Genomic DNA, 26,136 nt, shown 5'->3' with positions numbered 1-26,136 from the left:
CGGCTGCGGCTGTTCTCCTTCGCCACCGCCGAGCGACGCGCCGACTACCTCCGGGTACTGCGCGCGTTCGACAGCGCGCGGGCGGCATACGTCGTGTTGCTGCACGCGGACGACGTGGCCGAGTGGATCGAGCGCGCTGGAGGCGCACCGCGTACCCCGACCGAATCGCCCACCACCACACCCGATATGCGACACCGCGACACGCTGGACGAAGCGCGCGTCACCGCGCCGGGGGAGCCTGAAACCGGCGCATCGGTGCAGTCCCTTATCTCGGAGGGGTTGGCGAAGGCCGCGCGGCTCACCGCCGCCGAGATCGGCCCGCTGCTGGACCAGCTGCATCAATGGGGTGCGCTGGAGCGCAGTTACGACGGAACTCGCGCCGCTACCTTGGCGGAGTACCGCAACCGGCACTACGTGTATCAGTTCTCCCAGGCGGGTTTCCAGGCCTACCGCGCCGTTGCCGGTGTGCTCGACGCCCGCCTCGACGAGGCCGCACTCTCCCGCCTCGTGCTTCCTGAGCTTCTCGCCGACCTGCACACTCTGGCCGCGGCCAATCAGGCGGGCGATGCCGAACGGGTATATCGCACGCTGCGCCGACTCGATGCAGCACTGTCGGACATGGCCGCCCGCGCCGCGCACTTCTATCTCGGGCTCGGCGACCTGGTTCGCACCACCGAGGTCACCCCCGAATCCTTCCTCGCGCACAAGGACGCGTTGCTGGCGCACATGCGGGAATTCAGCCTCGACCTCGCCCGGTTCACCCCGCGCCTGGCGGCCGCGATCATGGAGATCGAGGAGACCGGCGTCGAGGAGCTGATTTCCCGCGCGGCCGACTGTGACGAGCGGGTGCTGTTGAGTCGCGCTCAACGCCAGGCCGATTGGCGGGCACGGTGGGACGGATTGCGGACCTGGTTCGTCGCGTCCAGTGGCGAAACCGTGGGCAGCACCGAAGCCGAGCGGCTGCGCGAGGCCACCATGAGCGCCATCGCCGCGGTGCTGTCGCTGCTGCGCCGGGTGACCGAGACTCGGCGTGGCGGCGTGAGTCGAGAGGCGGCGCTGCGGCATCTGGCGGGTTGGTTCACTGCGGCGCCGACCGCCGACAGCGCCCATGCCCTGTTCGACGCGGTCTTCGGGCTGGGCAGGCCGCGGCATCTGGCCATGGAGCACCCCGACGCCGACCTGATTCCGGCGATCCGCTCCTGGTGGGACGCACCACCGTTGGAGATCTCGCGCACCCTCGCCGAAACCGGTCGCGCACCGTCGGCTGGTGCGCCCGCGCGCATCCACCGCAACGACGCGAGCATCCGCCGCCTACGCGAGGCGCAACTCGATGCGCAGCGGGCCCGCGCGGCGGCCGCCCGGTCGCTGGCCGCGGCCGATGTGCACAACCGGGTCCTCGACGAACGGGAAACCGAAGTGCTGCTACGCCTGCTCGACGCCGCGTCCACCGCCTGGGTGCCGGTGCGCGGCCACGTGGCGGGCACCACGGGGTCTGACAGCGGCGTCACCCTGACCGTGTCCGAGCACGAGGGGAGCACCGTCGTGCGGACCGCGCACGGACTACTCCATCTGAACAACCGCATGCTGCAGGTCGAGCAGACGGCGACGCGACGGCCGCACCACGAGGAACGGTCGCACCGAGGAGAACGTCCCTGATGCACGGACGCACTGTCGACGCACTCGCTCTGGACAACTACCAACGCGCCGCCCGGGTCATCCTGGCCCATCATCTGGTCACCCGGACCTATCCGGACCGGATCGCGCTGCCCTTGATCCGACGCTGGGCCACCGAGTTGCGCGAAGATCTGGCCGCGCTGTTCGGTTACCGACTCGAGGTGACCGAAACCACGGCACGGGTGTTCCCGGTGCTCGACCGCCTCGACACGAGCAGACCCGCACGCACGCAGGCCGACCGGGTTTTCGACCGTCGCCGCTATGCCTACCTCGCACTGGCGGTCGCCGCGCTGGGGCGGGCGGGTGACCAGATCACGTTGTCGGAGTTGGCCGATCAAGTCGCCGCCTACACCAGCCGGGTGGACGGGCTCGAGCTGGCCACGGACCGGACCGCGGATCGCGACGCGTTCGTCGACGCGGTGGGCTGGCTCACTCATCGCGGCGCGATCACTCTCGCCGACGGCGACGCGAGCGGCTGGGCGAACGACCCGCAGGCCGGCGAGGCACTCTACGACATCGACCGGCCGGTGGTCGTCGCGTTGTTCCGACCGCCGCGCGCGCTGCAACACCTGCACAGCGTGCGCGGACTGCTCACCGAAGCGGCGATGGCCACCAGCGGTGCCGCACCCGCACCGACCGCCGCCGAGACCGCACGGCGGGTCCGCAGGGCGCTGGTCGAACGACCAGTGGTGTACGCCGATGATCTCGCTGCTCAGGACCGAGGGGTCCTCGCACAAGAGCGGATCGTGGCGGAGGTGGAGCTGTTCACCGGCCTGCACGCCGAGCGGCGCGCCGAGGGGGTTGCGCTGATCGACAGCTCGGGGCGACTGTCCGACATCAGGTTTCCCGGCACCGGCACCCTCGCCCAGGTCGCACTGCTGCTGGCGGGCGAGATCGCCGACCTGGTGCTCGACATCGACAACCCGCTGCCCCGACGCTGCTGCGCGCCGGACCGGGGCGAAGCGCTCGCGGCGCAACTCGATGACACGATCCCCGAATCCAGCGTGTTCGCGCCACTTGCCGAACTGCGGTCGCTGGATCCGCCGGAAAGAGAACCCGTGTCGCCTGAACCAGATCAGGACCAGACGGCAGCGCGACCGGTCGCGGCGACATATCCGCTCGTGGACGCGACATGGGTGCGCGAGACGGTACAGGCACTCGCCGACCGTTACGGCGCCACCTTTGCCGCGCAGTGGCAAGCCGACATCCCCGGCCTCGCAACAGAGGTGGTGTCCTTGCTGGAGCGGCTACGACTGATCCGGACGGTCGACGACGGCCTGCTCGTGTTGCCCGCCCTCGCGCGCTACCGCGGCGCGGTCGTGACGGTCCGCACTAAGCGGGCCGCGGAACTGTTCGTCACCGCGGCCGACACCTACGAGTCCGACAGACCGGCACGGAAGGGGACTGACTGATGTCGCTCATTCATGGCGGAGTGCGGTTCACCCCGACCCGCGCCGGGATCGTCAACCTGTGGGACTACCGCGACCAGGAATTCTGTTTCGCCGACGGTCGGCTGGTGCTGCGCGGACCGAACGGATCAGGCAAGACCAAGGCCCTGGAGGTGTTGTTTCCGTTCGTGCTGGACGGGCGGATCGAGCCGCGCAGGCTCAACCCGTTCGCGGGCGAGGAACGCACGATGAAGTCGAACCTGCTCTATCGCAAGCAGGAATCGGCCTATTCCTACATCTGGATGGAGTTCGCGCGCGGCCGTTGGGACGACCCGGAGGCGGTCACCATCGGGATCGGCATGCGTGCCACCCGTTCCTCGGACAAGGTGACCCGCTGGTACTTCGTCGCCGACGGCCGGGTCGGCATCGACTTCTCGTTGATCGGCCCGGAGGACCGCCCGTTCACCCGCAAACAACTGGCCGAGCAGATCGGTACCGATTCGATCGTCGACCGACCGGTGGACTACCGAAACGCCATCGACGCGCGCATGTTCGGGCTCGGCGCACAGCGCTACGACCAGCTGATCAACCTGATATTGACGCTGCGCAGGCCACAGCTGGCGAAGAACCTCGACCCGCGCGGCCTGTCCCAGGCGCTCACCGACGGCCTGCGCCCGCTCGACGAGCAGCTGATCCTGGATGCCGCCCGCTCCTTCAGCGACATGGAGGAGGTCGGCCGTACTCTGGAAGGCTTGGTGCACGCCGACACGGCGACCAGGGCGTTCGTCGAGGTCTACCGGAAATACCTGACAGTCCAGGCGAAGACGGACGTCGACCACGTGCGTGCCCGCCTGGACGCGGTCACGCACGCGAGCACATCGCTGTTCGCCGCCAGCGTGCTGCGCGAGCGCAGGGAAGCCGAGCGGACTGTCGCCGAGACCCGCGCCGAGGACGCCGACCGCGCCTACGAGCAGACCCTCGCCGACCGCGAGACTTTGCAGCGTTCCAGCGCGTACGAGGGAAAACAGCAGCTCGACGATCTGGCCGACGCCGTACGTCGCCTGGAGCTCTCGGCAGACGTGCACGGCGACAAGGCGCTCAAAGCGCGCCAGACCCTGGACCAGCGTGCCGACGAGGCCGAGCGCACACACACCGCGGCCCGCGCCGCCGCGGCGGCGCTCGCCCGCGGCGAGGACGAATTGCGTACCGCCGCTGAGGAAGCCGGGATCGGGTGGACCCCACTGCCCGAGCAGGCCCGCGCCGAACAATTCACCGCTGCCGTTCGCGGACATGCCGAGGAGCGCGATGCCGACGTGCGCGCGGTACGGAAGGCGTTGGGCGTTCTCGACACCGCGGCCGCCGAACGCGCCAGGGCCGAGCGGCTCGCCGAACGGGCACGCGAGTCGGGTGCAGCGGCTGCGGCGGAGGTGGCGCACGCCGAAGCAACCGTCGCGTTGGTCCGTACCGAAGCCGCAGCTGCCCTGCGGGCCTGGTGGGACGAGCATCGCGAGGTGTACTCCCCCGTCCGCAACGGCCTGTTCGACGCCCTGGACGCCGCTGTGGCCCAGACGGGTTCGGACGAAGCCACCGTCACGGAGGTGCTGGCCGAGCGGGCCGAACCCCTGCTCGACGAGATCCGAGCCCGCCGGCAGGAGGCTCGTTCCCGCGCGGCGGCGAAGACCGTGCAGATTGCTGAACTCACCGCCGAACGTGATCGGGTCGCGGCCCAGCGCGAGGATGGGCCGCCGGTCCGCTCGGCGCGTGCCGGCCGTACCGGCGGGCGGCCCGGCGCTCCGCTGTGGCGTCTGGTCCGTTTCGCCGACGATGTGCCCCCCGAAACCGCCGCGGGCATCGAGGCCGCGCTGCACGCGGCCGACCTGCTCGACGGCTGGATCTGCACGAGCGACGCGCCACCCCCGGACTATGAGTCGGATCAGTTTCTGATTCCGCTGCCCGCGACAGATCGGCCGGTCGGGGAACGGACGCTCGCTGATGTGCTTGTCGTGGAAGATGATTCGGATAATTGCCCGGTGCCGCGGCAGGCCGTGGCCGATGTGCTCGCCTCGATCGCCTTGTATGACGGCGCGGACAACCCGCGCGGTGTGATCGCGATCGGCAGCGCTGGCGGGTTCCGCCAAGGCGTGCAGGTCGGCAGACACCGCAAGGACCATGCGGAGTTCATCGGAGCCACGGCGCGGGCCAGGCGGCGCGAGATGCGTTCGGCCGAGTTGGCCGCCGCCATTGGCGCGGCGAGCGAAGCCCGCCGTTCCGCTGAACAGGACGAGGCCATCGCGACCGCAGAACTCGCCCGGATCTCGGCCGCCGCCAAGTCAGTTCCGCGTCCGACCGCGGTCACTGCTGCCTTGCGCGCGGTGTCGGAGACCGCGGGCATGATGCGATCCCGCACCGAGGCCGCGACCCAAGCCGAACGTGACCTCGATCAGACGGTCGCGGACGTATCCGCCGTGGAGAAGAAACTGCGCGCCGCCGCGGCGGCACACCGGACGGCGCGCGAGGCCGACGAGCTGGACGCACTCGCCGCCGCCGTCCGGCATTTCGAGAACACCGGCACCGGACTGCTGCGCTTGCGCACCGAGTACGAGCGGGCGCGCGAACGCGAACGCGAAGCCGAAGACCGCTTGACCGAGGCCACGGACCTGGCTGAGGCGTTCACCGAGGAAGCGGAAGCCGCGCAAGCCGGTTACCAGGAACAGTTGCGGAAACTGGACACACTGCGGGAGGCGCTCGGCGCGAGCGCCGCCGACATCGATCGCGAGCTCGAGCTGGCCAGGCAGCGGATCGAGGCGACCAGGGCCCAGCAGAAGGCCGCACGGAAGTCCGCCAACGAGGCCATCGAGGCGGTCGGCGACGCCGAGGCCGCCTACCGCACCGCATACGACGCTCTCGCTACCGCGCTCACCGAAGTGCTCGCGGAGGTCAAAGCCCTCGCCCCGTACGCCACGCCGGATCTACTCGCCCTGCTCGGGGCGCCCATCGACCGCCACTGGCCGAGCAGCGACGCCGCCTGGTCGACACCCGAGCAGCTGCTGTACCGGATCGCCGCGGCGGGACCGAAGACCGAATCGCGGATATTGCCCGACGAGGTCACCGAGTTGTTCGACAGCCTCGCCACTGCCACCGCCGAGGTACGCGCGAGCGAGGCGACTCGCAAATCCACCCGCAGCGCGGTAACTGCCGCGCTGCAGGAGTTCGACGCCACGCTTGCCGGTTCCGGTCGCGACTACCGGCTGCAGTGGGATGCGGCCGACGGCCTCACTGTGGTCCAGGTGCAGGACGAGTACGGCGTTTCGGCGCTCGCCGATTTCGCCACTCGCATCGATACCGCGCGCAAGGACCAGGAGTTGCTGCTCACCGATGCCGAACGGCGCATCCTGGAGGACGCGCTCCTGACCGGCCTCGCCCAGCAGATCCACGAACGCACCAGCGACGCTCGCGATCTCATCGCCAGGATGGCCACGGAGATGAAACAACGGCGCATGTCGTCGGGCAACACCATCGGCGTGCACTGGGTGCTCGCCGACAGCCTGTCCGACGCAGCGCGGGCCATGTGCAAGTTGCTCGACCGCGACGCCTCGACGCTGTCCGCACCGGACCTGGCAGCGATCCGGGCGCACTTCGCGTCGGAGATCCGCGCCGCGCGGGCCGCACACCCGGAACGCTCCTACCCCGAGATCCTCGCGGCCACTCTGGATTACCGGACCTGGCGGGTGTTCTCGTTCACACTGATCTCCGCTGACGGCAGCGAGGACAAACTGACCGTGGCCCGCCACGGTGCCCTCTCGGGCGGCGAGCAGTCGGTGTCACTGCACCTGCCACTGTTCGCCGCCGCGCACGTCATGCTCGATTCGGCCGATCCGCAGGCTCCCCGCCTGCTCGCGCTGGACGAGGCGTTCGCGGGCGTGGACGACAACGGGCGCAGCGAATTGCTCGGCCTGAGCGTGCAATTCGACCTCGATCTGTTCATGACCGGCTACGACCTGTGGATCACCTACCCGCACGTTCCCGGCTGCGCGCACTATGATCTGGCACATGCGGCGGCCGAGAACACCGTCAGCGCCACACTGCTGGTGTGGGACAGCGGCGAACTACTCGCCGAGCACGACGGCACCGACCTGACTGCCGCGCTCGGCTCGCCCGATCGCCGGCGGGTCCCGAACACGATCGAGGGTGGACTCGAACTCACTCCGGTGACCTAGCCTCATCATCTCCCGACGAAATTATTAACCAGAAAGTAGCCGACGCTGCATCCTGGACGGTGGGCACTATTCAAGCGCCGCAGCACCCCCGGGTCACGGATGAGGATTTCACACTGAGTCCTCGGAGCGAGAGCGGCATGAGCGAATCGTCGCGCGCTCGACCCTCCCACCCGCGCACGGGCCACTCACCAGCGCGACGACCGGGCGCGCATGACGCCCACGCGCCGGTCGATCACACCGTCACGTCGCGGTGAGCGCACCGGCTCCCTGAGAACTCTCCAGGTGACCGTCAGTGCGATCGCCGCCGACCCGACCGGGGTTCCGATACGCCTCGCTCCCATTATCCAAATAGTTGCGACAATGTTGCTGACAGCGGTGGGTCCTTGGGATAAGAATGAGTCGGTCCAAGAGTCTGTCCACTCAACACACTCGGAGGGAACCTCACATGGCACAGGAGACGATGGGCGACACCAAGCGCGGCGAGGCCCAGGAGATGGACATCGAGATGCTGCGGCTCGGTGTCGATGAGGCACGACAGGAAGCGCAGAGCGCTCGTCAGTACGCCCAGCAGGCGCAGAACCTGGCCCGACAGGCGCAACAGCAGACGCGCCAGGTCCAGCACCAGGCACAGATCGCGCAGCACGAGGCCAACCAGGCCGGCCAGCAGGCCCAACAGGCCCGCAACCAGGCCATGCAGGCGCAGAACCAGGCGCAGCAGGCACAGGGCGAGGCCGACCGTGCGCAGAACCAGGCCCAGCAGGCACAGGGCGAGGCCAACCAGTCCAACCAGCGGGCTCAGACGGCGCAGGACCAGGCCGACCAGGCCGGCCAGCTGGCCCAGCAGGCCGAGGACCAGGCCACTCGCGCCCAGGATCGGCTGATGCAGTCGGAAATGCAGCTGCATCACCTGCGCCAGCAGGCGAGGATGCAGACGCGCTAGTCATCGTCTGCCCGCAGTGAATCGTCCGTCGACGAAAAGGGCCACCGCAAGTGCGCCCTTTTCGTCGACCGGTGAAAGGTGGCCGCGGATGAGCGAACCAACCCCGCCCCCGACCGACGTCGAGGTGATCGTGCCCGAGGCGATGAGCGCGGGCCGGTACGCCAATGGGTTCACCTGCTGGTACAACCGCACCGACTTCACCCTCGACTTCCTCGTCTATTTGCCGACCGAGAACGGTGTCGACGATGCCGGTCAGCCGGTGGTGCGCCAACCAACCCAGGTGGTGTCCCGGGTGAAGTTCCCACCCGCGTTGATCTTCCGCCTGATGCAAATCTTGAACGACAGCATGAGCAACTATGAACATCAGTTCGGCGCGATCGTCCACCTCGGCGACTAACCGACCAGGAGCTACCCGATGCTCTTCTCCAGCCCCATCGCGCTCCTCGCCAGCCGACGCGACTGGGCAGTCGTGACCGACGCCACCATCCGCTACCGTCCCGATCGGATCGCCGGCCACCGGTACCGCGTCACTGCCAAAACCCCACAGCCGACCGACAAACCGCAATCGAACAGCCGCTGAGCGATTCGACGCGTAACGCCGGAGTGGCCGGCGGACATCGCCAGCCCGTCGCGATCTAACGCACGCTCGCGTCTGGCCGCATCGGCGGGCAGGCACCGCCCGGGATCGTGGCCAATTCGAAGTGCCACCACTCGTTGTCGAATACCCGGCACAGCCCCCAGCGGTTACCGTTCGCCTCGAGCCATGCTGCTCCCTGCTGCGGACCGACGTCGATCGCCCGCCCCGCGACGTGCGTGGACTCCTCGGGCGGCAACACCCACCGCCGCGCGGCATCCGGGGTGCCGTAGGTCGATACGCCATCGTCCCACAACGCCTGTTGCTGCGCGGGCGTCCGATATCCGGAGGTGATCGACAGCGGCACCGCCTGGGCGTGCGCTTCGTCGGCCGCAAGCGTGTATGCCAGGGCCAGTCGCGGTTCCAGCCCCTCGGTCCCGGTCGCCGACCCCGCGGTCTCCCGCTGATCGGTCGCGACACCGGGATCCGACCGGGCCTGCCCCGCCATCGCCCCGGTGGCGACCAGCGCGGACAGCACCGCCACCGGTAGGCCGAGCAGCATCCGACTCCGTCCCGCACCGCGCACCACCATCATGCGGCGAATGCTATCGCCTGCGCGCGCCGAGGCCCGGTAGCCCACGGTCATGGACGAGCGGACCAGGTGCCATCCAGTTCTGCGTGTCCTCAGGCAGGGCACGGTGCGCGGCGGCGAGGGGAGTCGGTCAGATGCGTTCGCTCGGCCGTGCTCAGATGACGGGACGAACGGTGGATGTGCCGCCGAACTGATCGAACTACACCAGCCAGCCTGTGGATAACAGACAGCAAATTCACCGCAACTCAGCATAATTCCGACACTCACGCAGATTTACTTGGAGCCATAGCCATAAAGCAGGTCCACATCCGTCGAGTATTCTTACGCGGCAAACACTTCGCTCACATGGAAATCTTGTTGTCCACAAATCTATTCCAGTGCTGTGGATCACAGCATGACTTCCTCTGCTATCACTAATGGGTAGCGAAATACACCACGTCCTCTCAGACGCGCGGCCATGAAACCCTGTGCCCCACAGGCCCTGATCGAACTGCACGCGCCACGGAGGTCTCCAGCCCCGCGGCTCGGATGGCTGTTCACGGATTGCAGCGCGAGAGCGGATATTCACATTCGCTCCCCAGCGATGTGAAGAGCGAATACACCGGACAATCCGCCCGAATCAGCTGCGCACAGGACCGTCCAGCGTTCCCGGCCCTGCCGCAGCCGCTGTCGGACCCACCCCTGCGCGGACAAACGCGTCCGCCGCTTGACGATTGCGCATGATTCGGTCAAGGATCTCGGGGCCGTGCGCTCGGGCATAGGCGACGGCGACCCGGATCCGGCCGGCGTTCAGGTCCGATTTCGCACTGAGGACGGCGATGCGGCGCTCTACCGGACCGTCCAATTCCCGCAGGCGTGCAACAACTTCCCAGACAGCCGGACCTGCCGCGAGCGCGGCGCGGCGGTTGTTCATCGGACCACGAAAAACGATCCCGGGATGGTCGAGTTGATCGACGCCTTCCTGGATCAGACGCTCGACCAGTGCGGTGCAGTTCGTTCCCTCGCGCGCGGCGCGCTCGGCCACTCGCCGAGCGGCCACCTCCGAGATACCTAATGACGTGGGTACTGCCCTCGATGTCCTCATCGCTCTCCTCGACGTGGGTCGGCAGCCGGAATCAACGACGTACTCCGCTAAGCGTGCCCGGTCGACGGTGATGCCACCCCGGCGATCACGCTGACATCGCAGTGTCCGCGCACTGCCGCTTTACAGATCGAGGAACCGGATCAGACGCGCTCTGCCGAGCGGGTGCGCACGCGCAGCGCAATCGGTTTCTGGGTCTCGGCGAAGAAGTCGTTGCCCTTGTCGTCCACGACGATGAACGCGGGGAAATTTTCGACCTCGATCTTCCACACGGCTTCCATACCCAGTTCGGCGTACTCCAGGACCTCGACCGACTTGATGCAGTCCAGCGCCAGCCGCGCGGCCGGACCACCGATGGAGCCGAGGTAGAAGCCGCCGTGCTGCTTACACGCCTTGGTCACCTGCGCCGACCGATTACCCTTGGCGAGCATCACGAACGAGCCGCCCGCGGCCTGGAACTGGTCGACATAGGAGTCCATCCGGCCCGCGGTGGTCGGACCGAACGATCCGGAGGCGTAGCCCTCGGGCGTCTTGGCCGGGCCGGCGTAGTAGACGGCCATATCGCGCAAGTAGTTCGGCATCGGCTCGCCCGCGTCGAGCCGCTCCTTGATCTTGGCGTGCGCGATGTCGCGGGCCACCACCAGCGGACCGGTCAGCGAAAGCCTGGTCTTCACGGGGTATTTCGACAGCTCGGCACGGATCTCGTCCATCGGTCGATTCAGATCGACCTGCACGACGTCGCCGCCGAGGATCGCGTCGGTCTGCTCCGGGAGGTACTGCGCGGGCTCGCGCTCGAGCTGCTCCAGGAACACGCCGTCCGCGGTGATCTTGGCCAATGCCTGCCGGTCCGCCGAGCAGGACACCGCGATGGCCACCGGGCAGCTGGCGCCGTGCCGCGGCAGCCGGACTACCCGCACATCGTGACAGAAGTACTTGCCACCGAATTGCGCACCGATGCCGAAGGACTGGGTCAGCTTGAAGACCTCCTCCTCCAGCTCCAGGTCGCGGAACGCGTGCGCGGACAGCGAGCCCTCGGTAGGGAGGGTGTCCAGATAATGCGCGGAGGCGTACTTCGCCGTCTTCAGCGCGAACTCCGCGCTGGTGCCACCGATCACGACCGCGAGGTGGTACGGCGGGCACGCCGCGGTGCCGAGCGAGCGGATCTTCTCGTCCAGGAACTCCAGCATCCGCGTGGGGTTCAGAATGGCCTTGGTCTCCTGGTACAGGAACGACTTGTTCGCCGATCCGCCGCCCTTGGCCATGAACAAGAATTTGTATACCGGATGCGCGGGATCGCCTGCCGTGGAGTACAGCTCGATCTGCGCGGGCAAGTTGGAACCGGTGTTCTTCTCGTCCCACATCGTGATCGGCGCCAGCTGCGAGTACCGCAGGTTCAGCTTGGTATAGGCATCGAAGACACCGCGGCTGATCCATTCGGCGTCGTCGGCGCCGGTGAGCACGCCCTCGGACTTCTTGCCCATGACGATCGCGGTGCCGGTGTCCTGGCACATCGGCAGGACACCGCCCGCGGAGATGTTGACGTTCTTCAGCAGATCCAGCGCCACGAAGCGGTCGTTACCGCTGGACTCCGGGTCGTCGATGATCTTGCGCAACTGGCCGAGGTGCGCGGGGCGCAGGTAGTGGCTGATGTCGTGCATCGCCGTCTCGGTGAGCAGTCGCAACGCCTCCGGCTCGACCTGCAGGAACGAGCGGCCGTTGTGCTCGAAGGTGCTGACGCCCTCCCTGGTGAGCAATCGATAGGGGGTGTCGTCCGCGCCGATCGGCAGCAGGTCTGAATAGCGAAAGTCCGGCGCGGTCACCAGTCGCACTCCTTTGGGTGGGCCCGAAGCTGACGAACAGCCGGGCTGATCACGAGCACAGCGAGCCTAGCCAGCGCACCGCAGCCCACCGATAGTTAGGCAACCCTATGTATGAGAAGTCGGCGGAAAAGGTTGCACGTTCAACCCTGGTGGTGCTACCTCTCATCCTTGAGAAAGCGCTCGGGCGGCCGATCGTCCGGCCGCGCGCAGACTGTTCGCGCCGCGCCAAGCGACGCGGACCGTTTGAGAAGTGATACGTCAGAGTTTGGAGCGCTATCGTGACCGACCCCCATTGGCTCGATGACGTCGAGATGCGCGCCTGGATAGGCTTCGTGCGCACCCGCGACCTCGTCGCCGCGGCGGTCGGGCGGGACTCCACCAGGGAGTCCAACCTCACCTATGTCGAATACTCGGTGCTCGCCTTCTTGGCGGAGACCGCCGACCACCGGCTCACCTTCGCCACGCTGGCCGCCAAACTCGAGTGGTCGCAGAGCAGACTCTCCCATCAGATCACCCGGATGGAGAAACGCGGACTGGTGGTGCGCGAACCGATTCCGGACGACGCCCGCCGCACCGCGGCGCGGCTCACCCCGCGCGGCGCCGAGGTACTGACCTGCGCCGCGCCCGCGCACGTGCAGAGTGTGCGCAGGCACATGATCGACATCCTCGATCGACAGCAATTGGCCGCGCTCGCCGACATCTACGACACCCTGCTCACCCACCATCGAAGTTCGGCCGCCGAGAGCTGATTCTCAGGTGGATGTGATCGACTCCGCCGCCGATCGCAGCTCGTCCTCCGCCGATGCGGGTGTCGCATCGGGCGATTCGGGCACGCCCAGCGCCCGCCCGAACCCCGCCGGCACCACCAGATCCGAGCGGTCCAGCTCGGCGACGCTGGTCTTGCGCAGGCCGAGCAACGCCGAATCGATGCCACCGCGCAAGATATCCAGCACGTTCTCCACACCACCCTGCCCGTTCGCGGCCAGCCCCCACAGGTAGGCACGGCCGATCATCACCGCTCGTGCCCCCAGCGCCACCGCCTTGACCACGTCGCTGCCGCGCCGGATCCCGCCGTCGAGCACCACCTCGACCTGCGATCCCACTGCGTCCGCGATCACCGGAAGCGCCCGCAGCGCAGCCGGGGTGCCGTCGAGGTTGTTGCCGCCGTGATTGGACACCGAGATCGCCGCGACACCAGCGTCGACCGCGTGCTGCGCGTCGTCGACTCGCATCACACCCTTGAGCATGACCGGACCGTTCCACTGCTCGCAGATCCACCGCACGTCCGCCCAGTCCGGCGCGGGCGTGTTCATCCATTCGCCGTAGGCACCGAAGAAGCCGGGAGCGGGGTCGTCGCCGACGGCCATGTTCGGCACGGTCAGATCCGGCAGGTGACCCGAACGCAGATAGGTGGCCAGCCAACGGGGCCGCGCGAGAGTCTGCGGTGCGAATTTCAGCATGGTGCGTAGGTCCAGCCGCTCCGGAATCACCGGGCTGCCCCAATCACGGCCGTGCGAGAACGACCAGTCCAGCGTCAGGATCAAACCGACGGCGCCAGCAGCACTCGCCCGATTCATCCGCTGCAGAATCTCGTCCTTCGCACCGCACCAGTACAACTGGAAGAAGGTGGCCGGGTTGGCCGCGATCACCGCTTCGATCGGTTTGCCGGCGAACGAACTCAGACCCATCGCGATACCGCGCGCGGCGGCGGCGCGGGCCACCGCGACCTCACCGTCCGGGTGTACGGCCTGCACTCCGGTCGGGGAGATCAGCACCGGCATCGACAGCTGTCGGCCGAGCACGGTGGTGGACTGGTCACGCACGCCGATCGGCCCGGCGACGTGCGGCGCGAACCCCAGTTCGGTGAACGCCATCTGGTTGTCCTCGATGGTCTGACCGCGCTCGGATCCGGCGACCAGCGCACCGTATACCGACTTCGGGAGCCGTTTCTTCGCGCGCCGCTGCGCCTCGGCGACGGTCTCGAACCACGGGTTCATGTTCCGGTCCTTTCCGGCGCGACATCCGGCCACCAGCACCGGGTTCGTTTGATCAGATCGGCGGCGACACGGTCGAGCAGGGCGGCGCCTTCCGCGGCAGTCGCGCCCGCGGGGTCGCCGAGCACGCCGTTGGCGCTCACCGCACGCACTCCTCCAGCGCGCAGCAGTGGGAGCAGTTCGGACAGTGGACGGGTGTCCCCCGCCACGGCCAGGTCGCCGCGCACCCGGTCGGGTGCCAGCGCCAGCTGCAACCCTGTTTCCGCCCGCCCGGCGTGCGGATCTCCGTCGAAGCGCGGCAGATAGACCCGCACGTCACGCGACTCGGACCGTAACAGGCCTTCGGCCCTGCGCAACGGTTCGATGTTGCCGCCATGCCAGTTGACCAGCAGAATCCGGTCGAAGGTCGCGGTCGCCGAGCGACACAGCTCGACAACCAGCAGTTCCAATGCCGCCTGCCCGATCGACAGCGTGCCAGCGAAGCCCGCGTGCTCCCCGCTGGCACCGTACGGAATCGCTGGGCCGACCAGCACGTTCCGCCGCACGGCGGCGAGCCGGGCGCACAATGCCGCGACCACGTCGGTGTCGGTGGACAGCGGGAGGTGCGGACCGTGTTGCTCGGTCGCACCCACCGCTATCGCGAGGATCGCACCCGCGGCCGCCCGCGCGGCCGCCTCGGGCCAGGTGAGATCCGCCAACATGCCGAGAGATTATCGTCAGTCAATGACATAATCAAGGGCCGTGACCGCCGAGCAGAATCAGACGATGCGGGAGAACCAGGCCACACGCGGCCGCCCACGGGGCACCAGCAAGCGCGAACTCGAACTGATCGCCATGCGACTGTTCACCGAACAGGGCTTCGACGACACCACCGTCGAACAGATCGCCACCGCCGCCGGCATCAGTGGTCGCACCTTCTTCCGGTACTTCCCCACCAAGGCGGAGGTGCTCTGGCACCAGTTCGACGACGAAGTCTCGGCATTGCGCGCGGCCTTCGCCACGGTCCCCGACGACGTTCCGATGATGACCGCCGTCCGCCGAGTCGTGGTGAACGCCAATCGATATCGCGCCGAGGACGTCCCCGAGTTACGCACCCGAATGCAGCTCGTCGCCACCATTCCGGCACTGGCCGCCACCGCGGGCGCGCACTACGACGCCTGGGAACGCGCGGTGAGCACGTTCGCCGCCGGGCGGCTCGGCGAGTCGGCGGACGGCCTGATCCCGCTCGCGGTAGGTCGGACCACGCTCGCGGCGGCCCGCGCCGCGTTCGACGCATGGCTCGCGCGAGCCGACACCGACCTGACGGTGTACTTGGACGAGGCGCTCGCCGCATTGGAACGCGGATTCGCTACGGTGCCATGACGTCCCCGCCCCCGAACCGCAGGCGAACAACCGGTAGGTTTCGTCGGCAATCCGGGTGGGGTATGACTAGGCTCGGAAACGGCGCGCAGCCGAACACACGAAAATCCGACTCAACCGTCGAAAGGGGCAGGAGTTTCATGTCCGAGGTGTCCATGAGCCTTTCGGCGGATTCGCTGACCGCGGGGCCGGTCGACAACCTGCTCCCGCAGCTGGTAGAGCATCTGCGCCAGAACCGCACCGCGCTCCGCGAGGAATGGGCCCGGCGCATCACCGACGCGCAGCTGTTGACCGCGATGACCCCCGAGGAGATCTTCTCCGAGGCGACCTCGGTCTACGACAATTACGTCGAGGTGCTCGAGACCGGTAGCGTCGAGGCGTTGCAGGCATACGCACGCGACCTGTCCGAACGCATCATCCCGAGAGGCGTCGAGACCGACGAGGTCCTCGGTATCGTCCTGCTGCTGCGCGACGTGCTGGCCCGGTCGCTGTTCGAGAAATATCAGGCCGACTTCGAGCTGCTCAACGCGGTTCTCGACGCATACGAACCGGCCGCCAACCGCATTGCCAACACTGTGGGCGTCTCCTTCGTCCAAGAGCGTGAGCGCGTCATCCGCCAGCAGCAGGAGGCGATCCGCGAGCTGTCCACGCCGGTTCTCCAGGTCCGCGAACAGCTGCTGATCCTGCCGATCATCGGCGTGCTGGACAGCCAGCGCGCCCGCCAGCTCACCGAGCAACTGCTGCGGGCGATCCGGGCCAACCGCGCGAAGGTCGTCGTGATCGACATCACCGGTGTGCCCGCGATCGACTCCACGGTGGCCAACCACCTGGTGCAGACCGTCGACGCGTCCGGCCTGATGGGCGCGAACGTGATCATCACCGGCCTGTCCTCGGAGATCGCACTCACGCTGGTCACCATCGGGCTGGATCTGTCGAAGATGAACGCGGTCGGCGACCTGCAGGGCGGTATCGAAGAAGCGGAGCGCCTACTGGGTTATGAGGTTTCCCGGGTCTCCGAACGCGACGGCCGCTGATCAGGCGGATTGATGCCGGTACCGATTCTCAAACAGGGTACGTATCTCATTGCGTCGGTCCAGTCCGCGCTGACCGACGCCGACACCGAACGCCTGCAGGACGACCTGATGAAACAGGTCAGCAAATATCGGGCACACGGAATCATCGTGGACGTCACCGCGATCGACGTGATGGATTCGTTCGCCGCGAGATCGTTGCGTACCATCGCGCACATGACGCAGCTGCGCGGCGCCGAAACGGTGATCGTCGGACTGCAACCGGAAGTCGCGTTCGCCATGGTGCAACTCGGACTCACGTTCGAAGACATGCACACCGCCCTCGATCTCGAAGAGGGACTCGCCTGGTTGGACCGCAAGACTCCAGCCCGTCGCCAGCGAGACGGTCGTGACAGTGGCCGCTGAGAACGTGGTGATCGCGGTCCGGGTGTCGGGTGACATCGTGACCGCACGTCAGGCCGGACACGAACTCGCAGCAAAGCTCGGATTCACCCTGACCGACCGCACCATGATCTCCACGGCGATCTCCGAGATCGCCCGCAACATCACCAGTTACGCGGGCAGCGGCGAGATACGTTTGCTGGTCGATGACCGCGAGGGTCGCCAGGCGCTGGTAGTCCAGGCCGAGGATCAAGGACCAGGCATCAACGACATTCCTCGCGCGCTGGAGGACGGTTATTCCACCGGACGGGGTCTCGGACTCGGCCTCCCCGGCGCCCGACGATTGATGGACCGGCTCACCGTCGACTCGGCGCCAGGGCACGGCACGCTGGTGGAGATGTGGAAGTGGGTACCCAACGGTGCATGAGGACGGGTTCATCGGCCGGATCGAATGGGCGGTGGCCGGTCGCGCACTACCCGGTCAGGATGTCTCCGGTGATCGCGGAGTCGTCCTCGACACCGGTGGCGGTACCGTGCTTTTCGCCGTCCTGGACGGGCTCGGGCACGGCGCGGCCGCGGCCGACGCCGCCGACCGTGCGGCGCGCGTGCTGGCCGAGAACCGCGCCGAACCTTTGGACGTGTTGATGGTGCTGTGTCATCGCGCATTGACCGACACTCGCGGGGCAGCGATCTCGCTCGCCCTGTTCGAGGAGAGCGATACCGTGCACTGGCTCGGCGTCGGCAATGTCGAATCCCGGATGCTCACAGCGGGTCCAGCCGGCCTGACCGTACACGCCACCGTGCTGCTCACCGCGGGAATCGTTGGCTATCGGCTACCGGCGAACCTCCAACCGCAGTCCATCGCGGTCCGCCCCGGGGATCTGCTGCTGATGTCCACCGACGGCATCGTCCCCGAAGCCGCCGACGAGGTCGACCTGGCCAAATTCACTGCCGATATCACCGCCGACATTCTGGCCAAGCACGCCAAAGACACTGACGACGCTCTCGTGCTGGCCGCCCGACACCGCGGCGCGGCGGGTCCGACGACATGAGCGACCATAGCGACCGAACCATCGTCGACGCCGCGAACACGGTCGCGCCGAACCCTGGAGTCAGTGAGGCGCAGCCATGAGCGAACTGGCCGAGTTCCTCAGCGCCTACGCGGACGCGCTACGGCGTCACTTGGATTCGCCCACGCAAACCGGCCTCGCCGACGGCTACGAACTCGGCCGGCGCGCCCTGGTGGAGGGCATCAGCCTGCTCGATCTCACCGAGAACCACTTCCGGGTGGTCCAAGACGCCGAACAGCAGCGGTCCGAGCAGGACGAGTCCCACGGCCGCCTGCCCGAGATCGCGCTCGAGTTCCTGTTGCAAACACTTGTTCCGCTGGATATCGCCACGCGAGGCTATCTCGACGGCACCCGCCGATACGAGCAACAGCGTACGCGCGCCGACGATCTCGCCGGACGGGACGCGTTCCGCACCGCGCTGGTGGAATCGCTGCAAGACGGCTTCTTCGTCGCCGATGCGCAGGGCACCATCATCGAGGTCAACACCGCTTTCGGCGCGCTGACAGGCTACGGCGCCGCCGAAATCCCCTACCCGCTTCCGCATCCGTGGTCGGCTCCGGAGGGTCCGCGCTATCCCGATCTCGGTACCGAGGCACAGCGTTTCGTCATCCCGATCCGGCACCGAGATGGGCGCAACGTGTGGCTCGCGGTGAGCACCAGCGCGCTGATCAAGCCGGAGGGCAACGAGCGGATCTTCGTCGGTACCATTCGGGACGTCACCGCCGAGCACGACGCGCAGGCCCGCGACCAGGCAGCCTCCCGCTTGGCCACCGCGGTCGGCGCGGCGACCAGCGTGGTGGAGGTACTGGCCGTGGGACTCGACGAGCTGCGGCGCACGGTCGGCGCGCAGACCGCGGTGGTGGCGGTGTGGCCGAGCCGCAACGCCGCACCCGAGGTATACGTCTCCGGCGCCGGCGCCGACCGCACCTCGCACAACGGTGACGCCGCGCTCGACGACCGCTCGCGAGCGCTGCTCGAACGGGCCCGGCGCAGGCCGGCCCGCAGTCTGTTGGCTATTCCCGAGGGTGCTGTCAGTTCCGAGGGCATTGTCACCCCGCTCGGAGAGACCGGAGATGCGGCGATGTGGCTGCGCTTCGCCGCGCCGCGGGCGATCAGCGCCGCGGACTGGACATTGTTCTCGCTACTGATCGGTCACCTCAGCCTCGCGGTACAGCGAGCGCGTAACTTCGACCAAGCGCGCGCCACCTCGCTGACCCTGCAGCGCGCGATGCTCGGCCCGATCGAGCTGCCACCGCGATTCTCGGTACATTACGAACCCGCGCTGCCACCGCTGGAGATCGGTGGCGACTGGTACGACGTGGTGCCGTTGCGCGATGGAACCATCGGCGTCGTCGTGGGCGACTGTGTGGGACGAGGCCTGTCCGCCGCCGTCGTGATGGGCCAGTTGCGGACCGCCGCGCGGGCGTTGCTGCTGCGCGGCGCAGGACCGGCACAGCTGCTGGCCGAACTCGACACCGTCGCCGCACGCATCCCGGGCGCCATGTGCACCACGGTGTGCGCCGCCGTGCTCGACCCCGTGCGCGGGCTGGTCCGCTACAGCAGCGCCGGCCACATGCCCCCGATTCTCGCCGATGTCGACGCCACCGGCAGGCTGCTCGAGGGCGGCCGTTCGGTGCCACTGGCCACCTTCGACCCGCCGCGACGGCCCGAGGCCACCACGGCGCTGACGCCCGGTTCGACATTGGTGTTGTTCACCGACGGGTTGGTCGAACAGCGCGGCGTCGACATCGACGACGGGTTCGCCAAGATCGCCTCGGTGCTCGCCGACACTTCGGCGCGGCTACCGCGTGAGGTGGCCGACGCGGTGCTGTCCCGGTTGCGGCCCGCAGCAGGGTACGACGATGACGTCGCGATGGTGGTCTACCGCCAGCCACCGGAACCACTGCGCCTGGACGTCCCTGCCCTGGCCGACGAACTGGCGGTGATGCGCCGCACCCTGAAGGCATGGCTGGCCGCCGCGGCGGTACCGCATGACTTGGCCTCGGATCTGGTCGCCGCGGCCAACGAGGCGTGCAGCAATAGCATCGAACACGCCTATCGCCACGGCGACGGCGGGCGGGTCCAGTTGTCGGCCACGTGCGATATCGACATGGTGGTCATCGTGATCACCGACACCGGCAACTGGAAGCCACGCGCCTCCGATCCCGGCTATCGTGGCCGTGGCATCGATATGATGCGCGCGCTGACCGAAGAACTCGACATCGACCACTCTGGACCGGGCACGACGGTCCGAATGTCGGTGACACTGCCCGCGATCACCTTCCCGGTGGCCAATCCGTTGCGCGGCACCAACCGCCGAGTTTCCGGGTGACGACGCAGCAGATCGAACGCGGCCGCCCCCGATACCCCCGAATGTCCGTGCGGTAGCAGATGTGCGCGCAACCGTCCCCGTGCCGGCATCGACAGGTCCTGCCGACCCGTTCACTCCTGCGTCGAAATGGTTTCGTCTACCTGCGCTGGGCTCGGAGGACATCGGAGAGGGCCCGACGATCGAGTTTTCCGCGCGGTGTACGCGGCAGGCTGTCGACGATCAGAACCTGTACCGGCATGCTCGGACTCGGCAGTGTCGCGCGCAGATGCCGCCAGATGTCGTCGGAACTCGGTGCGGCACCGCTCACTACGATCGCGGCTGCGGGCGCCTCCCCCATTCGTGCGTCCGGCACGCCGATACAGGCGGCCTCCGCGACACCGGGTATCGCGATGAGCGCCGCCTCGACCGCGACGGGTTCCACGTTGAGCCCCGCACGGATCAGCATGTCGCTGTCGCGGCCGAGCAACTGTATGCGGTTGCCGACCACCCTGCCCCGGTCACCCACCGACATCCAGCCCTCGACCGGGCCGTCCACCACACCGTCCTCGGTGAGGTAACCGTCGAACAGCATGTCGCTGCGCACGAACACCAGACCCGCGCGGACCTCCGCCTCGACACCATCGAACAGTTCGCCCGCCGAATGCTCGTCAGCGGCCCCGAGTCCTCGATCGAAGGACACGAAACTCAACTCGGATGCGCCGTAGAAGTGCACCAACGACGCGTTCGGCACGATCTCCTGCAGTGCCCCACGCCCCGAACGCGGCCAGCGGGCGGCCGAAGAGAGCACTTCGCGAACACTCGCGACCGGACCGATTCCGGACCGCACCACATCCCAGGCGATCGTCGGCACCGAATACAGGTGCGTCGCACCGTCGTTCAGCGATTGGCCGATCGGGCGCAGATCCACCGTCGCACCCCGGGTGAGGGCATGCAGCGCGCCGTACAGGAAGTGCGTGTGATCGAGGACGCCGGGCACCGAGACACGGTCCTGGCGGCCTATATCGAAGGTGGCGTCGGAGCGATCGAGAGTCGCTGCCCACGATCGCTGATTGCGCACGAACAACTTCGGTTCACCGGTGGTGCCGGAGGTGATGCCGACCAGCAGTTCGGTGTCGAGGTGCGCGCGGGCGGACCGGCCGTCGGATTCCAGTGCGGCGGCGGTCTGCACGATCCCGTCGAATCCCAGTCGGCGCAATCGCCGGTGCTGGTGCGGCGCGGCTACCACAGCTCCGGGCCGCGCCAACTCCAGCACCCTGGTCAGCTGCTTCGGCAGCAGGTGTCGGTGCAGCAGAACGACGCCGACACCGGCATACATGGCCGCCGCCACGACGACGAGAGATCCGATGTCCGATGTGGGCAGCACGGCGACCCGGTTCATGCTGCCGAGCCCCGCGGCCGTGCGAGTTACTCGCGACCAGAACTCGCGATAGTCGACGCGCGCCCGAGCAGCGACGACGGCTGTGGTGTCCGGGTGCTCGGACGCCTGCCGGGAAAGACGCTCGGCCAGCAGCTCAGTGATCGTCCGCTCCCCTCGCGGCAAGGGCGTCGCCCATCGCGTCGGCGGTCCGCAGTGCTCGTACCAACACCGGCGTAGCCAGCGCGGTCATCGACCATTGCAGCCCGCGGGCGCGGCGCGCCTGCGCGACGTCGTGCACGATCCCGGCCAGCAGCGGAACACATCGGATGGCCAGTGCCAGCAACAACCCGATCCGCTCGGGATCGACCCCGATCCTCCGCAGCGGCCCGAGCCCGTAGGTCACCGCGTCGAGCATGTCGGTGACGCGCGTAGTGAGTGTGACCACCGCCGCGAGGGCCACCGAGATCAGCAGGACGCCGCACACGACGACAGCCCGCGCGGGCGACGTGGCCAGCACCTGGAATACGGCAATGACCAGCAGCATCCACACCGTTGGACGCAGTTGCGCCAGAGCGACCCGCACCGGAATCCCGGCGACCGTGAACAGTCCCGCCACCACCACAGCGCCAATGCCGGTCTGTAGCGGGCTGTGCACGCACACCGTGGCCGCCACGATCGACGCGATCAGCAGCAACAGTTTCGCTCCTGCGGGCATCCGGTGCAGCAGCGAGTCTCCCGGTCGGTACCGGCCGATCATTCGACCAATTCCCGATAAGCGGGGACGGCGTCGCCTGGAGTCCCGTCGAATGCCACGCCGCCGTCGTCGATCACGATGACACGGTCGAAGCCGGCCAGCAGCGACAGTTGATGCGTGACGACGATCACCTGCTGGTCCACCGAGTCGAGCGCCGCGGCGACCACACGTGTGTTGCGCAGGTCCAACAGGGTGGTCGGCTCGTCGGCGACGATCACCTCCGGCCCGCGGATGAGGACTGCCCCGATGGCGAGCAACTGTTTCTGACCGCCGGACAACAGATGCGAGGGATGCTCGGCGTGCTCCTCGAGCCCGAATCGAACCAGCATCTCTTGGACGCGAGCCACGATCTCCGGTTTGGTCAGACCCGTCCGCCGTAAGGAGAAGGCCAGATCCTCGGCAACCGTCGGCATGACGATCTGGGTGTCGGGGTCGGTGAAGACGAAGCCGACCTTGCGCCGCACCTGCGCGCCCTTTCTGGCCGCATCGATCCCGTCCACCGTGACCCGGCCGGAGGTCGGTGTCAGCAGCCCGTTGATCATGCGTGCCGCCGTCGACTTGCCGCAGCCGTTGGCTCCGATGATGCCGATACGGCGCTCGCAGAGACACAGGTCGATATCGCGCAAAACTGTTCGATCACCGTAGCGGTGACTCACCGAATCGAAGACGACCTCGCTCACGACACACGCTCCACAAGCATGGCGATACCCTGCCCACCGCCGATGGCACATGCCGCGAGCCCGAGCGCGGGACCACCCTCGCGCAGCATCTGACTTGCCAAGCGCACCAACAAAATCGCTCCGGACGCCCCCCACGGATGTCCGATCGCGATGGCGCCGCCCTGCGGACAGATCTTGGATTCGTCCAGTCCCAGTTCGTCCGACACCGCCAACACCACGGACGCGAAGGCTTCGGTGATCTCGATGACTCCCAGATCAGCCGGATCGAATCCGGTTCGCCGCAGCAGTTTCCGGATCGCGGGTACCGGCCCCAGACCGGGGAATGCCGGGTCGGAACCCGACACCGCGGTCCCGAGTATCCGCAGCGCGGGCAATCCCGCAGCAATCGACTCGGTGGTAACCGCCACCACCGCGGCGCCATCGGAGATGCCACACGAGTTGCCCGCTGTCGCGGTTCCATCGCCACCGAAACTGGGGCGCAGCCGGGCGAGCCGGGCCTCGGTCATGCCCGCGCGGACGCGCTCGTCGCGATGGACGTCACCGATCGGGACGATTTCCGAGGAGAAGTCGGCCGCCGCGGCGAGCGTGTGCGAGCGTGCGGCATAGGCGTCCTGCCGCTGGCGGGTGATGCCGCGTACCCGCGCGAGATCATCGGCGGCCACCCCCATCTCGGGATCGGGAAACCCTTGCGGCGCAAAGGGAGCTCGGGTGTATCGCACGGGATCGGCGCCTGCGACCGGCGGCCAGAACCGCCACGGGGCCGTACTCGCCGATTCGACGCCGCCAGCCAGAATGAGTTCGTCCGCACCACTACGGACCCGCACCGCCGCCTGCATCACCGCGTCCAGGCCGGATCCGCACTGGCGGTCGATCGTGACGCCGGGAACGTGCGCGCCCATCCCGGCCCGCAACGCCGCGATCCGCGCCGGATCGCCGCCCGGTCCGAGGCAGTTGCCGAGGACGACATCGTCCACCTCGGCGGTTATCCCGGCGCCGCGCAACGACGACAGCACAGCGCGCAGCACCGGCGCGGCCAGATCGGTAGTGGTCAGATCGGCGAATCCGTGCCCGGCGTTGCCGATCGGCGTCCGCCGCGGCGCTACGAGAACAGGGACCTGATTCATGTCAGCAGGTCCTTCAACCGACCCCGGGCGACCTTGCCGTTGGCGGTCCGAGGCACGGCGGCGACCGATACCCACCGACGAGGCATCGCCTCCCTCGTCAGTACCCGGCGTGCGCGCGACCGCACCTCGTCGATGCCGACGCCGCTGTCGAGTTGCACCGCGGCCAGCACGGTTTCGCCGAACACGGCATGCGGCGATCCGACGACGGCCGCGGAAGCGACCCCGTCGAGGGTCTCGAGGATGCGCTCGACATCTTCGGCGACCACGGTGGTGCCGCCGACATTGATCGCGCACTCACCCCTGCCCCGGACCGTCAGTTCGCGGTTCTCCCCAAGCTCGGCGAGGTCGCCGACGCCGAACCACTCGGGTGTTCCGATCACACGGTACGGGGACCGGACGTACAGCAACCCGTCACGAACCTCGGCATCGACGCCCTCCAGCAATCGAAGCGGCTCGGGAACCCGACGCGCCGCGACCAGGGAGACTTCCGCGGATCCGTAGTATTCGATCAGCTCGATACCGTCCGCCGCGCTTCGTGCGCCGTCATCCAGTGCGATGCCCGCGACGATCGCCGTGCGCAGCTTCGGGGCCGTGCGCAGCACGTCGCGCAGGACAGCAGGCACCGCATGCACCACCGTGGCTTTCGCCGGGTTGTCGGTGACGCACGCACCTGCCCACAGCGCATGAAGCGCACCGAATAGATGCATCGTCGCGTGCAGCGGACCGGTGATCAACACACAGTCCGTCGCGTCGACGCCGGTGATCGTGGTGAACGCGGGGAAACTGTCGACCCAGGACGCCGCCGTTCTGGCGAGCGGCCGTGGACGACCGGTCGAACCCGATGTCGCCACCAGCAAAAAGGCCGACGGTGGAACGCTCGGGCGGAGGGGACGCGCATCGGGATTCTCGACGACCACCGCAACACCCCGCCGCGCCGCGGCGCAGACGCAGATCAAAGCGTCCGCGGCCGCGAGTGTCGACGCGTCGTAGACGCGTGAGGGCGGCGCCTGCTGGTCGATCCACTCCTGGATCGCCGCATCGAGTTGCCCATACGTGTACGTGCGGCCGTCGAAGTCGATAGCGGGGAGATCGCCCGCGCCGCCGAGTTCGAAGCTACCCACGGATCACACCGGGGTACGCACGATGCACTCCCTTGGCGACCACCGTCGCGACGACTACTTTCGCCAGGTCGCCCGGAATGAATGCGATGTTGGTGCTGATCGCGGACCCGAACCCCAGATCGGTGCGCAGCAGGAGCCCGATCGTGCCGAACAGGTAGATGATCACGATCCCACCGAACGCGTTGATCAGCAGACCGAGCACCATCCGGTATCTCGGCACAATCCGAACGGTCAGCAAGCCGATGAACGCGGCGGCGGGTATCCAACCGATGAGATAACCGGCACTCGGTCCCGCCAGCGCGGTCAGTCCGGTTCGCCCACCGGACAGCAGCGGCAGTCCGATCATCGTCAGTGCGAGGAAGACCACCACCGCGGCCGTGCCCTTGCGCGCCCCGAGCACCGCGCCGGCCAGGACGACCCCCAGGGTCTGCACTGTGATCGGCACGCCACTGAATCCGACGGTGATGGCGCCGGGCAGGCCGAACGCGGCGATCAGTGCCGCGAACACGGCGATCTGCGCCATATCTCGAGCGGAAATACCGACTCTCGATTCCCGAGAGGTCTCGACACCCTCCACGACGACATCCTTCGCTGCTATCTTGAACGCCGTTCAAGATAGCAGGCCGACCAGGGCGTCGGCCGACCCG

At 67.9% G+C, this 26,136-nt stretch carries 24 protein-coding genes; 13 read left to right on the top strand and 11 right to left on the bottom strand.

What is annotated here, in order from left to right:
* Positions 1-3 precede the first annotated feature (3 nt).
* From AB0C34_RS06565 to AB0C34_RS06540, 6 genes are all read left to right on the top strand, one after another.
* The gene (locus AB0C34_RS06565) at positions 4-1,656 is read left to right on the top strand and encodes a TIGR02677 family protein (RefSeq protein ID WP_357068547.1); all 1,653 of its coding nucleotides are present in this window, start codon (positions 4-6) and stop codon (positions 1,654-1,656) included.
* Positions 1,656-3,086 (top strand): TIGR02678 family protein, encoded by a 1,431-nt coding sequence (locus AB0C34_RS06560; protein ID WP_357068062.1) that lies wholly within the window; start codon positions 1,656-1,658, stop codon positions 3,084-3,086. Before AB0C34_RS06565 ends, AB0C34_RS06560 begins: the two co-directional genes overlap by 1 nt.
* Positions 3,086-7,279, top strand: a complete 4,194-nt coding sequence (locus AB0C34_RS06555) for a TIGR02680 family protein (protein WP_357068060.1) — start codon at positions 3,086-3,088, stop codon at positions 7,277-7,279. The genes AB0C34_RS06560 and AB0C34_RS06555 overlap by 1 nt, the downstream gene beginning before the upstream one ends.
* 445 nt (positions 7,280-7,724) lie before the next feature.
* A complete protein-coding gene (locus AB0C34_RS06550) occupies positions 7,725-8,219 on the top strand; it encodes a hypothetical protein (RefSeq protein WP_357068058.1) in 495 nt (164 codons plus the stop codon).
* Between the two features lie 88 nt (positions 8,220-8,307).
* Positions 8,308-8,616 carry a DUF3467 domain-containing protein gene (locus AB0C34_RS06545; protein ID WP_357068057.1) on the top strand — a complete coding sequence of 103 codons (309 nt, stop codon included), beginning with the start codon at positions 8,308-8,310 and terminating at the stop codon, positions 8,614-8,616.
* A gap of 18 nt (positions 8,617-8,634) precedes the next feature.
* The gene (locus AB0C34_RS06540) at positions 8,635-8,799 is read left to right on the top strand and encodes a hypothetical protein (RefSeq protein WP_357068055.1); all 165 of its coding nucleotides are present in this window, start codon (positions 8,635-8,637) and stop codon (positions 8,797-8,799) included.
* 55 nt (positions 8,800-8,854) lie between these two features.
* Here the strand turns inward: AB0C34_RS06540 and AB0C34_RS06535 are convergent, their stop codons facing one another.
* The 3 genes from AB0C34_RS06535 to AB0C34_RS06525 all read right to left on the bottom strand — a co-directional run bounded on the left by AB0C34_RS06535 (position 8,855) and on the right by AB0C34_RS06525 (position 12,286).
* The gene (locus AB0C34_RS06535) at positions 8,855-9,385 is read right to left on the bottom strand and encodes a M15 family metallopeptidase (RefSeq protein ID WP_357068546.1); all 531 of its coding nucleotides are present in this window, start codon (positions 9,383-9,385) and stop codon (positions 8,855-8,857) included.
* 619 nt (positions 9,386-10,004) lie between these two features.
* On the bottom strand, positions 10,005-10,469 hold the full coding sequence (locus AB0C34_RS06530) for a hypothetical protein (RefSeq protein ID WP_357068053.1): 465 nt from the start codon (positions 10,467-10,469) through the stop codon (positions 10,005-10,007).
* Between the two features lie 140 nt (positions 10,470-10,609).
* Positions 10,610-12,286, bottom strand: a complete 1,677-nt coding sequence (locus AB0C34_RS06525) for a fumarate hydratase (RefSeq protein ID WP_357068051.1) — start codon at positions 12,284-12,286, stop codon at positions 10,610-10,612.
* A gap of 278 nt (positions 12,287-12,564) precedes the next feature.
* Here AB0C34_RS06525 and AB0C34_RS06520 point away from each other — a divergent pair, with 278 nt between their 5' ends.
* Positions 12,565-13,035 (top strand): MarR family winged helix-turn-helix transcriptional regulator, encoded by a 471-nt coding sequence (locus tag AB0C34_RS06520; protein WP_357068049.1) that lies wholly within the window; start codon positions 12,565-12,567, stop codon positions 13,033-13,035.
* 3 nt (positions 13,036-13,038) lie between these two features.
* Here AB0C34_RS06520 and mftD read toward each other — a convergent pair whose 3' ends face one another.
* Complete coding sequence (gene mftD / locus AB0C34_RS06515; protein ID WP_357068047.1) at positions 13,039-14,283, bottom strand: pre-mycofactocin synthase MftD; 1,245 nt, start codon at positions 14,281-14,283, stop codon at positions 13,039-13,041.
* Entirely contained in the window at positions 14,280-14,981 is a 702-nt protein-coding gene (gene mftE, locus AB0C34_RS06510) for a mycofactocin biosynthesis peptidyl-dipeptidase MftE (protein WP_357068045.1), read from the bottom strand. The genes mftD and mftE overlap by 4 nt, the downstream gene beginning before the upstream one ends.
* Before the next feature lie 40 nt (positions 14,982-15,021).
* Here mftE and mftR point away from each other — a divergent pair, with 40 nt between their 5' ends.
* From mftR to AB0C34_RS06480, 6 genes are all read left to right on the top strand, one after another.
* Entirely contained in the window at positions 15,022-15,642 is a 621-nt protein-coding gene (gene mftR / locus AB0C34_RS06505; protein ID WP_357068043.1) for a mycofactocin system transcriptional regulator, read from the top strand.
* A gap of 137 nt (positions 15,643-15,779) precedes the next feature.
* The gene (locus AB0C34_RS06500; protein ID WP_327118405.1) at positions 15,780-16,673 is read left to right on the top strand and encodes an STAS domain-containing protein; all 894 of its coding nucleotides are present in this window, start codon (positions 15,780-15,782) and stop codon (positions 16,671-16,673) included.
* Positions 16,674-16,685: 12 nt separating this feature from the next.
* Positions 16,686-17,075 (top strand): STAS domain-containing protein, encoded by a 390-nt coding sequence (locus tag AB0C34_RS06495; protein WP_040779629.1) that lies wholly within the window; start codon positions 16,686-16,688, stop codon positions 17,073-17,075.
* Positions 17,065-17,478 carry an ATP-binding protein gene (locus AB0C34_RS06490; protein WP_357068040.1) on the top strand — a complete coding sequence of 138 codons (414 nt, stop codon included), beginning with the start codon at positions 17,065-17,067 and terminating at the stop codon, positions 17,476-17,478. The genes AB0C34_RS06495 and AB0C34_RS06490 overlap by 11 nt, the downstream gene beginning before the upstream one ends.
* Positions 17,471-18,103 carry a SpoIIE family protein phosphatase gene (locus AB0C34_RS06485; protein ID WP_357068038.1) on the top strand — a complete coding sequence of 211 codons (633 nt, stop codon included), beginning with the start codon at positions 17,471-17,473 and terminating at the stop codon, positions 18,101-18,103. The genes AB0C34_RS06490 and AB0C34_RS06485 overlap by 8 nt, the downstream gene beginning before the upstream one ends.
* Before the next feature lie 76 nt (positions 18,104-18,179).
* Complete coding sequence (locus tag AB0C34_RS06480; protein ID WP_357068036.1) at positions 18,180-20,453, top strand: SpoIIE family protein phosphatase; 2,274 nt, start codon at positions 18,180-18,182, stop codon at positions 20,451-20,453.
* A 136-nt stretch (positions 20,454-20,589) separates the two neighbouring features.
* On the opposite strand, the gene AB0C34_RS06475 is transcribed toward AB0C34_RS06480, so the two are convergent.
* Genes AB0C34_RS06475 through AB0C34_RS06450 form a run of 6 tightly spaced genes read right to left on the bottom strand, consistent with a single transcriptional unit; the run spans position 20,590 to position 26,066 of the window.
* The gene (locus AB0C34_RS06475; RefSeq protein WP_357068544.1) at positions 20,590-21,972 is read right to left on the bottom strand and encodes an AMP-binding protein; all 1,383 of its coding nucleotides are present in this window, start codon (positions 21,970-21,972) and stop codon (positions 20,590-20,592) included.
* On the bottom strand, positions 21,965-22,567 hold the full coding sequence (locus AB0C34_RS06470) for an energy-coupling factor transporter transmembrane protein EcfT (protein WP_357068034.1): 603 nt from the start codon (positions 22,565-22,567) through the stop codon (positions 21,965-21,967). Before AB0C34_RS06470 ends, AB0C34_RS06475 begins: the two co-directional genes overlap by 8 nt.
* A complete protein-coding gene (locus AB0C34_RS06465) occupies positions 22,564-23,244 on the bottom strand; it encodes an ABC transporter ATP-binding protein (protein ID WP_357068032.1) in 681 nt (226 codons plus the stop codon). Before AB0C34_RS06465 ends, AB0C34_RS06470 begins: the two co-directional genes overlap by 4 nt.
* Positions 23,241-24,368 (bottom strand): thiolase family protein, encoded by a 1,128-nt coding sequence (locus tag AB0C34_RS06460; RefSeq protein WP_357068030.1) that lies wholly within the window; start codon positions 24,366-24,368, stop codon positions 23,241-23,243. The genes AB0C34_RS06465 and AB0C34_RS06460 overlap by 4 nt, the downstream gene beginning before the upstream one ends.
* Positions 24,365-25,489: an AMP-binding protein gene (locus AB0C34_RS06455; protein ID WP_357068028.1), complete on the bottom strand. Its 1,125-nt coding sequence runs from the start codon at positions 25,487-25,489 to the stop codon at positions 24,365-24,367. Before AB0C34_RS06455 ends, AB0C34_RS06460 begins: the two co-directional genes overlap by 4 nt.
* Positions 25,482-26,066 (bottom strand): biotin transporter BioY, encoded by a 585-nt coding sequence (locus AB0C34_RS06450; protein WP_357068026.1) that lies wholly within the window; start codon positions 26,064-26,066, stop codon positions 25,482-25,484. The genes AB0C34_RS06455 and AB0C34_RS06450 overlap by 8 nt, the downstream gene beginning before the upstream one ends.
* Between the last annotated feature and the right edge of the window lie 70 nt (positions 26,067-26,136).

This window comes from Nocardia sp. NPDC049220 (assembly GCF_040647855.1).
Taxonomy (GTDB): Bacteria; Actinomycetota; Actinomycetes; order Mycobacteriales; family Mycobacteriaceae; genus Nocardia.
This window is presented reverse-complemented; position numbering and strand designations above follow the sequence as displayed.